We start from the raw sequence: 12,067 nt of genomic DNA on the forward strand, positions 1-12,067 counted from the left end.
TAACGCAGGCTCTAATTGTTCATCTGAAAAAGATTTTGTTATATGAAAATGTTGATAATGAAGTTGATTGGAGCGAAAGGTGCGAGATGCCTGGAGCGGAATTCAACTTAATAAATTCTTAAATTAAAACCAAGTTTTACGTAAATATATAAAGAAAAAAGTAGTCCAACAGATCGTTAAAGGACTACTTTTTTGATATTCATTAATCTATAAACTCAAATTCATAATCAAGAATTTTAACGATATCACCATTTTGTGCACCACGTTCACGTAGAGCATCATCAATACCCATACCTCTCATTTGACGAGCAAATCTTCGAATAGAATCTTCGCGATCAAAGTTTGTCATCTTAAATAAGCGTTCTAGTTCAAAACCAGAAATGACAAACGTGCCATCACTATCACGAGTAACGTCAAATGTTGGTTCTTCTTTTTGATATTTATATACAACACGTAAAGGTTTGTCTTCTTCTTCATCATGAAGCGGGAACTCAGGAGTTGTTTCAACTAAATCAGCAATTGCAAATAGTAAGTCACGAAGACCTTGACGAGTAATCGCAGAAATTGGGAAAATTTGTACTTCTTCGCCTACTTTTTCTCTGAACTGTTTTAAATTTTCTTCTGCATCAGGAATATCCATTTTATTAACTACTACTATTTGAGGACGCTCAGTTAATCGTAGATTATATTCCTTTAACTCTTCATTAATTGTTACATAATCTTCATATGGGTCACGTCCTTCAAGACCTGACATATCGATTACATGAACAATAACTCTTGTTCTCTCGATATGACGTAAGAACTGATGACCTAGTCCAACACCTTGATGAGCTCCTTCAATTAAACCAGGTAAATCTGCCATTACAAAGCTACGATGATCGTCAGTTTCAACAACACCTAAATTTGGTACTATTGTTGTAAAATGATAAGCTGCGATTTTTGGTCGAGCAGAGCTAACAACAGATAATAGTGTTGATTTACCTACACTAGGAAATCCTACTAAACCTACATCAGCTAATACTTTCAGTTCCATTTGAATATTACGTTCTTGCCCTGGTTCACCGTTCTCTGCGATTTCAGGCGCTGGATTTGCCGGAGAAGCAAAACGACAGTTACCTCGTCCACCACGTCCACCTTTCGCTACAACAGCCGTCTGGCCATGATGAACTAAGTCTGCTATAAGTACCCCAGTATCTGCATCTGTAACGACTGTTCCAGGTGGTACTTTTACAATCATGTCCTCAGCATTTTTTCCATGCATACTTTTCGACATTCCGTGTTGTCCACGTGGAGCTTTAAAATGACGTTGATAACGAAAATCCATTAAAGTTCTTAATCCTTCATCAACAATAAAAATTACATCTGCACCTCTACCACCGTCACCACCAGCTGGTCCACCGTTTGGTACATACTTTTCACGACGAAAGGCAACCATACCGTTTCCTCCGTCGCCACCTTTTACATAGATTTTGACTTGATCTACAAACATAACTACACCACACTTTTTCCAAATAATCACTTGCTGAACTCTATCTATTTAAAAGAGTGCACAAGTGCTTTAATTTTATTTTATGTTGTTCTTATTTTTCTAATCGGAACTCAATACTACATTCCTCAATTTCACAAAAATAAGAGCTTAATTTAATCTTGTGTTCATTTGTTGAAGTTACGATCCATTTCAATAAATCTTCTTTCTTTGTTAGTTTACCTCTGAAGTCGAAAAAGAAACGAACAGCATCATTGTTTATTTCTATCGTTAATGTTAAAAAATTTTCCTCGTATAAATGTACCCAAGACTCTAATTTATCAAGAAATTCTTGTAACCAATTTACTAATAACTCATCAAATTGCTTTAATGAACATGGATCACCTAAAATTTCGTAATCCAATACAATTCCTCTTGGTTTCCAATTATATGTAATAACAAATTCAGCAAAAGAAGGAGTATGTAAGGAGCTAATTTTAGCTTCATTCATTGCTTCCGCCGTTACTTTATTCATTACATCTTCTAATTGTGATTGTTGTCCTGTTTGTAAGTACCCTTTGATGAGTTGAATACGATTAAGCCAGTCATGCCTCGAATGTCTCAGCACTTCTAGAACATCCCAATTTTCCTTCATTATATTCTCCTATGCACTAACAATTAATTTTTGAAAGAAGATATAGATACAGAAAAACTCTAACCTAAAAGGTTAGAGTTTCTAAGTTAGTTAATTAAGCTTCTTGAGCTACTGGGTATACACTTACTTGTTTACGATCACGGCCAAGACGTTCGAATTTAACAACGCCATCAACTTTCGCAAATAAAGTGTCATCTCCACCACGACCAACATTTACACCTGGGTAAATTTTAGTTCCGCGTTGACGGTAAAGAATTGAACCACCAGTTACGAATTGTCCATCAGCACGTTTAGCACCTAAACGTTTTGAGATTGAATCACGACCGTTTTTTGTACTACCTACCCCTTTTTTAGAAGCAAATAGCTGCAGATTTAACTTTAACATAGTTACACCTCCTGTTTTATTCATAAACTGTAACATTTTCGCCATAACTTTCTTCAATAGTTTTTAACGAGACAACCATTGCTTCAAGTATGACTTGTGCTTTTTGCATTTGATTTTCTGAAAGTTTTTCCGGTAATCGATAATGTAAGTATGCACTTTCTTCATCAATTATCGTATGTTCCTCAGCATCAATGTCGCAAATCGCGTGTAATGCATTAATTGTACCAATTGATACAGATGATATACCTGCACAGACAATATCATGTCCAGCGTCATCAAAAAATGCATGTCCACTTATTTTAAAGGAACGGATTAAACCGTCATGTTTTCGTTCAATTGTTATAATTGTCATTGCTCAAAATTAAGCGTTGATTTTTTCAATAACAACTTTAGTGTAAGGTTGACGATGACCTTGTTTACGACGGTAGTTCTTTTTAGATTTGTATTTGAATACAAGAATCTTTTTCGCTTTACCGTTCTTTTCAACTTTAGCAGTTACAGTAGCTCCTTCAACAGTTGGAGAACCAACTTTGATGCTTTCGCCACCTACGAATAAAACTTTGTCAAATGTAACAGTGTCACCTGCGTTTGTATCAAGCTTTTCGATGTAGATTGCTTGACCTTCTTCAACTTTAATTTGTTTACCACCAGTTTCAATAATTGCGTACATAATTGCACCTCCTCATATAGTCTAAGACTCGCCAATGACAGGCATGCAATTGCATTTAATACCTGTTATGTGCGGTTGTAGCACGGTGCTACTAACATTAAGATGTTATCATGTGAGAATATAATTGTCAATCAATACTTCGTAAATCAAGGCTGTTTTCATATACATTGTTGCTATTTAGAATGCGTTAGTTGATTTCAACTCTAGGATACTCCCTTTCCGCGTGGCGTGAGCTAGCCTCCTCGTCGCTATCGCTCCCGCGGGGTCTCACCCTTCCCGCTATTCCCACAGGAGTCTCGCACCTTCCGCCCGAATCAACTTTTGTCTTAAAATCTCAAAAGCCACATTCTTAAAAAAAGAACCTAAATCAAAGTCTTCAATTCATTCTCATTACCAAAACGAAGTATATCAAAATAAGGTTTTGGACCTGGAGTAACTTTTAATAAAATTTTTGTAAGCAACGCTTTTTCTAATCGGTTGATATGCTCATTTTTTACACCCATTACTAATTCAGCAACTTCTTTTGAACATTCTACCAACACTGCCTCATAATCACTTGTGGACATTTCCCATAATTTTCTCTCTAGCTCAAATGCAATTTGATCAGCGGTCTTCACCAACCCAAGTCCACTACATGTTTCACAAGGTTGATAAGTTGCTTGTAAAATTGACTGTGAAGTTCTCTTTCTAGTCATTTCAAGTAATCCAAGCTGAGTAAAATGAAAGACTTTTGTCAATACGCGATCATTTTTTAAAGAATTGATTAATTCATTTCGAACAGCATCTTGATCTTTTTTAGAGGACATATTAATAAAATCAATTACGATCATTCCACCAATATCACGAACCATCAATTGTCTTGCAATTTCAGCAGCTGCAAGCATATTCGTCTCGAAAGCACTAATTTGTTGATTGTGTTTACCAATAAATTTACCCGTATTCACATCAATAACTGTCATAGCTTCAGTAGATTCAATTACTAAAAAGGCTCCGTTTTTTAACCAAACATGTTTATGTTGAGAACGATTGATTTGCTCCTGAACTTTCATTGCATCAAAAATATTTTCTTTACCTGTATAGCTTTTACATGAAACACTATTTTTAAAGCGTTGATCTAATTGTTCTATTGAGTCAGTTATGATTTCATCGATTGTATGGAAAGGATGTTCCTTACTAACTTTGTTCCATATCGAGTTCGTTTCCCAAACTAGTTGAACTTTGGCTTGTTTAATTGTTGAAAAGCTGGAAAATTCTTCTTTCAAACACTCTAGTTCTTTTATTATCTCGCTTTCTTTTGCATCATTACATGAAGATCTGAAAATAATACCTTGTTCCTTACTTAATTCATTTCTTCCAAGTTGATATAATTTATTTCGTTTCTGTTCAGATTGAATTTTTTTTGAAACAGCAACCATTGAACCGTTCGGCAAATATACGATAAAGTCGCCAGTTAATTCGATGTTAGTCGTTAATTTAGCCCCTTTTTCATCAAAAGGATCTTTCATTACCTGTACTAGAATATATTGGCCTTTTTGAAATTGGGATCTCATTTGATTTACTTTTGCCGGATGTTTCCCTTCAATCGTATCTTCAAAACGAAGAAAGCCATTTTTCTCTAACCCAATATTTACAAATATAGCATTCATTTTTGGAAGAATATCTTCAATTCTACCGATATACATGTTACCAACTACTGATGAGCGTCCCTCGGATGAATACCATTGAACAAGTTCTTCATTTTCTAATACTGCAATTCTCTTTTCAGTCTGTTTACAATTAATTATTATCTTCTTCAACTTCATCTTCCTTACTTTTTTCTCTTATCATATTTTATTGACAAAAACAAAAAAAAGCTAGTCAGATTGTTTAACTGACTAGTTCTTCCATAGTTGAAGTTACTCTTTTTTCAGTAAAATAAGCATGAAGAAGTTCGTTTTCATCTAATGTCATTTGATTTTTTGGGTTTGTACTAAACACCACATTATGCTTGTATCCTTTTTGAAACCTTGAAAATACTTCGTAAAGCTTCATGTCCTTACTTACATTGATTGATTTAATTTTTTGAATATAAGCTTTCTTACCATAAAAACGCTCCATTAAAAAACGGATCATAATGAAATGACGATGTTTCCATTCCATTAGCAAAGAAACGAACAAGAAACTAATACATACCCAAGCTGTTAAATTTACAGGCTGGAGTAAAAGTGTAAAAAAAACACCTAAAAACAGAAAAATGAATGAGCAATATAAATTGACCTCATGTGCTTTTGCAAAAGGAAAAATAAGTAGAAATAATTGATAAAGAATCTTCCCACCATCAAGTGGCCAGATGGGAAAAAGATTAAAACAAAGTATACAAAGATTATGAAATAAAAATAGCTCATATAAATTTTGTGGTAAAATACTAATTTTATAAAGAAAAAATGCAGCTAAATAGAGAAGAAAATGTTGAAATGGTCCTGCAATCGTTACTAAAAATTCCTCAAGTAATGGCCTATTCCCATGCTCATCTAAGTCAACAACACCACCAAAAGGTAATAAAACAACTTTATTTATTCGCCAGTTAAAAAATGTTGCAACTAAAGCATGCCCTAATTCATGTACAAATATAATAATCGTTAAGAAAATAACGGACCAAAAGCTTGCAGTAATTAATCCAATCCCTGCAATTAACCAATATAAGGGGTGAATTTTAATTTTCGTAAATAGAGCGCTCCATTTATTCAAATGACATCACCTTTTTTGGATCGATAAAATGTTCTCCCATCTTAATGGCAAAATAGTAACTCCCATATTTGCCATCATCCGTAGTAGAAACTTTACCAATCACTTGTTTACTTTCTACTCTATCTGATACATTGACTTTCGCTTCTTTTAATTTCCCATACCAAGATTCCGAACCGTCAGCATGTTGAATAATAACGGTTTTCCCTAAAGAGTCTTTATTACCAACAAAAAGTACGACACCCTCTTTCATCGCTTCTACTTTTTGATTTTGATTCGTTTGGATAATAACGCCTTTTCCATCTATTTTAAAATTTTGAAGTACCTTTCCAGATGCAGGAACAGCTAAATTATCTTTCGAATTATGTGCTATATTTGTTTTATTTTTTTGGAATATTGCTAACGGAGATCCGAAATGATTTTCATACCATTTTGTTGCAGAAGCAAACTGAAATTCCTGGCTAAATAGCTTCTGGATAACTGTATGTACTTTCCCTGACATTGGAGAATTACTCTTTAACACAATCGCTAAACATAGAACAATAATTGCAGAAAGTAAAAGTCGAATGAAAAAAGTCGATTTCTCATTTTGATTGTTTCCTTGCTTTTCAACCAAATCATCATATGAATAGGTAAATCCATCACTTTCATTTAATTCTGGAATAACTGTTTTGCTATTTCTTTGTTCATTTTTCTGCCACTTGGATTCCATTTCTCTTCGCTTTAAGATTCGTTTTCTCACGTCCTCTATACGTTTACTCATCTTAATCATTCTCCTCGTCCAACTTATTGTTACATTTATTGTATGCAATATATGGACAACTTATGACTTAGGGTAAAACACATAGATTATTATTTTTTTGTTGTTTTCATATACATTGTTGCTATTTAGAATGCGTTAGTTGATTACAATTCCAGGATGCTCCCTTTCCTTGGGGCGTGAGCTGAGCCTCCTCGTCGCTATCGCTCCTGCGGGGTCTCAGCCTTCCCGCTATTCCCACAGGAGTCTCGCACCTTCCATTGCAATCAACTTTTGACTTTAAAATTAATAATCTCAAAAACAACAATCTTTAGAAAAGAGCCTATTTTCTTGTCTATTTTCGTAAACTTTGTTGTTATTTTAGACAATGAGATAATTTAACAGAAACAACAGTCTTTTAGAAAAGTGCTATTTAGTATGGTCTGATACATTACATTTATTCTTTAAATAAATCTAATAAAAAAGTGCATGTCCTCTTTGACTTCTACGAAAAATAGTAAGAACTAATCTTACAGAATTTCGAAGTTATCTTTAAAAGACATACACTTTTTTACAAAATATATTTTATTATTTAATTCCAAATAATTTTTTTACTTTAAAGAAAATGCTTTTTTCAGTTTCTAAAGATTGCAAAGGTACAGATTCACCTAAAACTCTTCTAGCAATATTACGATAAGCTAAAGAAGCTTTGGAATTTGGATTCATTGCAACTGGCTCACCAGTATTTGTCGCCTTTATTACAGACTCATCATCTTGAACGATTCCTAACAAATCAATAGCAAGTGTAGAAGTGATATCATCTACATCTAAACTATCTCCGGCTTCCATCATATGACTACGAATTCGATTAATTACTAGTTTAGGAGCTTCAATATCTTCTTTTTCTAGCAACCCAATAATTCGATCAGCATCACGAACAGAAGAAACTTCTGGAGTCGTAACGACGATTGCTTTATCTGCCCCAGCTACAGCATTTTTATAGCCTTGTTCAATACCTGCTGGACAATCTATTAAAATATAATCATATTCTTTTTTAAGCTCATCGATTAGTGTCTTCATTTGTTCTGGCGAAACGGCAGTTTTATCACTTGTCTGTGCAGCTGGAAGTAAGTATAAACATTCAAATCTTTTATCTTTAATTAAGGCTTGATGTGTTTTACAACGTCCCTCTACAACATCTACTAAATCATATACAATTCGATTTTCAAGCCCCATAACAACATCGAGGTTACGTAATCCAATATCTGTATCAATTAAACATACTTTTTTACCAAACATTGCTAAAGCTGTTCCTAAATTTGCTGATGTTGTTGTTTTACCAACTCCACCCTTACCTGATGTAATGACAATTGCCTCTCCCACAGTTACATCATGCCCCTTTCTAACCTTGTCAAACTAGGTCTAAGATGAGTAAGAAGTTGAATTCGCTCAACAATGATTTGGTCCTGCTTATTTACATATGCACATTCCATTTCATTGCCCTCTTCACTATAATATTCTTTATAGTTGTCTGGTGCACGATTCATCGTGTCACTAATTCTTAGTTGCATTGGTTTCATTATTGATGCAGCAATAATTGCTTCTTTATTTCCAAAGAATCCTGCATGAGCAGTTCCCCGAAGTGCACCCATTATAAAAATATTACCATCTGCGATGACTGTTCCACCAGGATTGACATCACCAATCAATAACAAGTCTCCTTTAACTTGAAGGACTTGTCCAGAACGAATCATTCTGCAGACAGGTACTATTTCTTCTTTTTTAAGCCATTCTAATGCTTGTTTTCTTGATACAACATTACTATTAATCGTATCAACAACTAAATTATTCTTTTTTCTTACTAAATCTCGAATTTCTTCCTCTTGTTCATTAGTTAAATAACGATTACCAATTTGTAAGTGGACCGCTATAAGCGGTGAATCGTTATTCTCAAATAAATCAGTGGATAAACGTTCTTCGATTTCTGCAATTAACACTTGAAAAGAACAAGTATCATCGAGATGCAATGTTAAACCATCTTTTGTTCCCTTTATTGTAACATACTGCTGCTTCTGTTCCATGATTTGTGTTCACCCCGAATGTATTATTCGACATACATACATAAATTCCTCTAATTTTCTTCTTTTTTTTCTTTTAAACCTTTTAAAAATGAAGAAAGAGGATATGCAGCAAATAATAATACAACCCCATTTAAAATTAATGTAGGTATTAAACGTTGTATCATAAAAAAGGAGTTATTCATAGTCGTATATCCGAAAAGATAATTTAAACCATAAACTGAATACTCAAGAGCTGCCGTCCATATTAACGCTAATAAACTTTTAACAAAAAGATTTGCATATAACATTTTCATTACCTGACTATTTAGGAAAATAAAAAGCGGGAAACACCCTAAATAGATTCCAATTATTTCAGTGTTGACGATATCAAATAGTAATCCGAAAATTGCACCATAAATAAGCCCTAATTTTGCATCATAATATAGAGCAATAAATATTAGGCCAATAAAAAGAAAATGAGGTACAATAATCGTTTGAGTCCCATATAACATAGGTGAAATAATTGTTTCAAACATATTTTCCGAAATTAATAAAAGAGACAAAAGAAGAGGAAGTATATACTTATTCATTTTACTTCCCCTCTCCAGTCTTCAAGTCATGAATCGTACTTTTTGCAACAATTACATGATTTATATCGTCAAAATCAGCTAGAGGTTTAACGTAAGCAGTCTGAGTCAATCCATATTCATCGCGTTCAACTTTTGTGACAGTACCTATAGGTAAACCGTCTGGGAAAACTCCACCTAAACCTGAAGTTACAACAACTTGACCTTTTGTTACTTTAGCATTAGAAGGAATTCTCTTAAGTAAAAGTGTTTGATTTTCAACATCGTATCCTTCAATCAGGCCATAAATATCTTTTGATTGCTGAATTTTAGCTGAAATTCGATTTGTTCGATCAGATGCACTTAATAGTTGAACTGTAGAAGTGAATTTTGAAACATGCTTAACTTTACCAATCAAACCTTTTGAAGTAATAACAGCCATATCCGCTTGAATTCCTGACGATTCCCCTTTATCAATTGTCACAATCTGTTGCCAATTATCAGGGTCACGAACAATAACAGTTGCTTCGATTGGATTATAAGCTTGAATACTATTTTTAATGTTCAATAAATCTCTTAAATCTTTATTTTCTTTTTCATACGCTTTTTCTTTTACAGATAGTTCTACATAACGATCAAGTTTAGCTTTTAGTTGCTTATTTTCTTTATATGTATTTTGCAAATCAGACATATTGTCAAATAAACCCGCAATATATTGTGCGGGCTTATTGAAGATTTTTTCTGTCAAACTAACTGTGTCTTTTACAAATTTCTCAGGAAAAGAAAGTTTTCGATTACTATTTAGTGAATAACCAAGCAACACAACGAAAAGGATAATTGTCGCTAATATTATCATTAATCGTTTGTTGTAAAAAAATTGTGGCATACTTACACCCTCTTATAACAATCCAACATCAGTAACGATTGGAATTAGATTTATAGTTTTTCTTAAGCATATCAATATTATCTAATGCTTTTCCAGTACCAATCGCAACACAATCAAGAGGATCTTCCGCAACTATTACTGGCATATTTGTTTCCTGGCTAATCACTTTATCTAAGTTGCGAAGTAAAGCTCCGCCACCAGTTAAAACAATACCACGATCCATAATATCTGCTGATAACTCTGGTGGTGTTTTTTCAAGAGTAGTTTTTACTGATTCAACAATTGCAGCAACTGTATCACTTAAAGCTTGAGCAATTTCTTCAGCATGAATTGTAATTGTTTTTGGTAATCCTGAAACAAGATCACGACCTCTGATATCCATACTTGGGATACCTTCAGTTTGTCCAGCAGATCCAATTTCTAATTTCAATTGTTCTGCAGTGCGTTCACCAATTGCTAAATTGTAATGTTTTTTAATGTACTGGATGATTGAGTCGTCCATTTCATCTCCAGCTACTCGAATTGATTGACTTGTAACAATTCCACCTAATGAGATAATCGCTACTTCAGTTGTTCCTCCACCAATATCGACAACCATACTACCAGTTGGTTCCATTACTGGTAAATTTGCTCCAATTGCTGCTGCAAATGGCTCTTCAATTAAAAACGCATCACGTGCCCCTGCTTGTCTAGTTGCATCGATTACTGCTCTTCTCTCAACTGCAGTAATTCCTGATGGTACACAAACCATAACATAAGGCTTTTTAGAGAAAAATCCATTGCTCTTTTGAGCTAATTGAATATAATGCTTCATCATAATAGCAGTCGTTTCAAAATCTGCAATTACTCCGTCTTTCATCGGACGAAGAGCTACAACATTCCCTGGAGTACGTCCAATCATATTTTTAGCTGAACTACCTACTGCAACAATTTGTTTTGAATCAGTTTGTAAAGCAACTACAGAAGGTTCTCTAACAACTACACCTTTTCCTTTCAGATAAACAAGTGTATTTGCCGTACCTAAATCAATTCCTAAATCTTTTGTAAAACCGCCTAATCCTAACATTTGTATCTTCCTTTCTAAAACAAAAAACTCATTCTTACTAAAATGTCATTATTTATATGATTTATGAACGTATTCATTTTTTAGCTTTTGTAATGAATCATTTTTTATCCATAAACTATATTATAAAACAATTATTTAGATATGAATAGTCTTTATAAGTATCCTTTTTCTTTTAAACTAACATATTTGTGTTCACCAATAATAATATGGTCCAACAATTCGATTCCAATAATTTTCCCACATTCAACAAGTCTCTTTGTTACATCAATATCTTCTCGACTTGGTGAGGGGTCTCCTGAGGGGTGATTATGCAAACAAATGATTGAAGCTGCTGATCGCCTGAACGCCTCTTTAAATACTTCTCTAGGGTGAACTATTGAGGCATTTAAACTACCAATAAAAATTGTTTCCCGTGCAATAATTTGATTTTTGGTATTTAAATATAAACAGACAAAATGCTCCTGTTGTAAAAAACGCATTTCATCCATCATGTATTTTGCACAATCGTCTGGACTCTTAATGCTATAACGATCTTCAAATTGAAGGCGATTTATTCTTTTGCCTAATTCAAAAGAAGCTATTAATTGAATGGCTTTAGTCACACCAATCCCTTTAATACTAATCATCTCTTCAATAGAGGCGTTCATAAGCATCCTTAATCCATCAAAGTGCTTTAAAATTTGATTAGATAATTGAAGTACTGATTCATTCTTTGTCCCTGTACGTAAAATAATGGCAAGAAGTTCTTGTGTGGATAAACTTTCTGGACCATCATTTACTAAACGCTCCCTTGGACGGTCGTTCTTTTCATAATCTCTAATTAACATAGAGTTCGGCAAGAGCACCACCTC

Annotated in this window: 14 protein-coding genes and 1 other annotated feature; all 14 genes read right to left on the bottom strand. The window is 33.8% G+C overall.

The window, feature by feature from the left end; all coding sequences use genetic code 11:
• Positions 1 to 202: 202 nt before the first annotated feature.
• The 14 genes from obgE to radC all read right to left on the bottom strand — a co-directional run bounded on the left by obgE (position 203) and on the right by radC (position 12,043).
• Positions 203 to 1,489, bottom strand: a complete 1,287-nt coding sequence (obgE, locus tag J5Y03_RS01610) for a GTPase ObgE (RefSeq protein WP_209402200.1) — start codon at positions 1,487 to 1,489, stop codon at positions 203 to 205.
• 91 nt (positions 1,490 to 1,580) lie between these two features.
• Positions 1,581 to 2,120 (bottom strand): Spo0B C-terminal domain-containing protein, encoded by a 540-nt coding sequence (locus J5Y03_RS01615; protein WP_209401738.1) that lies wholly within the window; start codon positions 2,118 to 2,120, stop codon positions 1,581 to 1,583.
• A gap of 94 nt (positions 2,121 to 2,214) precedes the next feature.
• Positions 2,215 to 2,505, bottom strand: a complete 291-nt coding sequence (rpmA, locus tag J5Y03_RS01620; RefSeq protein WP_209401740.1) for a 50S ribosomal protein L27 — start codon at positions 2,503 to 2,505, stop codon at positions 2,215 to 2,217.
• Positions 2,506 to 2,521: 16 nt separating this feature from the next.
• Complete coding sequence (locus J5Y03_RS01625; RefSeq protein WP_209401742.1) at positions 2,522 to 2,857, bottom strand: ribosomal-processing cysteine protease Prp; 336 nt, start codon at positions 2,855 to 2,857, stop codon at positions 2,522 to 2,524.
• Between the two features lie 9 nt (positions 2,858 to 2,866).
• The gene (gene rplU / locus J5Y03_RS01630; protein ID WP_088004124.1) at positions 2,867 to 3,175 is read right to left on the bottom strand and encodes a 50S ribosomal protein L21; all 309 of its coding nucleotides are present in this window, start codon (positions 3,173 to 3,175) and stop codon (positions 2,867 to 2,869) included.
• Positions 3,176 to 3,189: 14 nt separating this feature from the next.
• Positions 3,190 to 3,262: a sequence feature (ribosomal protein L21 leader region), on the bottom strand.
• Positions 3,263 to 3,537: 275 nt separating this feature from the next.
• Positions 3,538 to 4,971, bottom strand: a complete 1,434-nt coding sequence (locus J5Y03_RS01635; protein ID WP_209401744.1) for an Rne/Rng family ribonuclease — start codon at positions 4,969 to 4,971, stop codon at positions 3,538 to 3,540.
• A 70-nt stretch (positions 4,972 to 5,041) separates the two neighbouring features.
• On the bottom strand, positions 5,042 to 5,902 hold the full coding sequence (locus J5Y03_RS01640; protein WP_209401746.1) for a M50 family metallopeptidase: 861 nt from the start codon (positions 5,900 to 5,902) through the stop codon (positions 5,042 to 5,044).
• The gene (locus J5Y03_RS01645) at positions 5,895 to 6,662 is read right to left on the bottom strand and encodes a M23 family metallopeptidase (RefSeq protein ID WP_209401748.1); all 768 of its coding nucleotides are present in this window, start codon (positions 6,660 to 6,662) and stop codon (positions 5,895 to 5,897) included. The genes J5Y03_RS01640 and J5Y03_RS01645 overlap by 8 nt, the downstream gene beginning before the upstream one ends.
• 564 nt (positions 6,663 to 7,226) lie before the next feature.
• Complete coding sequence (minD, locus tag J5Y03_RS01650) at positions 7,227 to 8,021, bottom strand: septum site-determining protein MinD (protein WP_209401750.1); 795 nt, start codon at positions 8,019 to 8,021, stop codon at positions 7,227 to 7,229.
• A gap of 2 nt (positions 8,022 to 8,023) precedes the next feature.
• Positions 8,024 to 8,719, bottom strand: coding sequence for a septum site-determining protein MinC (gene minC, locus J5Y03_RS01655; protein WP_245208686.1), 696 nt, complete (start codon positions 8,717 to 8,719; stop codon positions 8,024 to 8,026).
• 50 nt (positions 8,720 to 8,769) lie between these two features.
• Positions 8,770 to 9,288 carry a rod shape-determining protein MreD gene (gene mreD / locus J5Y03_RS01660; RefSeq protein WP_209401752.1) on the bottom strand — a complete coding sequence of 173 codons (519 nt, stop codon included), beginning with the start codon at positions 9,286 to 9,288 and terminating at the stop codon, positions 8,770 to 8,772.
• 1 nt (position 9,289) lies between these two features.
• Positions 9,290 to 10,150 carry a rod shape-determining protein MreC gene (mreC, locus tag J5Y03_RS01665; RefSeq protein WP_209401755.1) on the bottom strand — a complete coding sequence of 287 codons (861 nt, stop codon included), beginning with the start codon at positions 10,148 to 10,150 and terminating at the stop codon, positions 9,290 to 9,292.
• Between the two features lie 28 nt (positions 10,151 to 10,178).
• Positions 10,179 to 11,216, bottom strand: a complete 1,038-nt coding sequence (locus tag J5Y03_RS01670) for a rod shape-determining protein (protein WP_209401757.1) — start codon at positions 11,214 to 11,216, stop codon at positions 10,179 to 10,181.
• Positions 11,217 to 11,368: 152 nt separating this feature from the next.
• Positions 11,369 to 12,043, bottom strand: a complete 675-nt coding sequence (gene radC, locus J5Y03_RS01675; RefSeq protein ID WP_209402204.1) for a RadC family protein — start codon at positions 12,041 to 12,043, stop codon at positions 11,369 to 11,371.
• Positions 12,044 to 12,067 lie beyond the last annotated feature (24 nt).

The organism is Gottfriedia endophytica (assembly GCF_017814275.1).
GTDB lineage: Bacteria > Bacillota > Bacilli > Bacillales > Bacillaceae_G > Gottfriedia > Gottfriedia endophytica.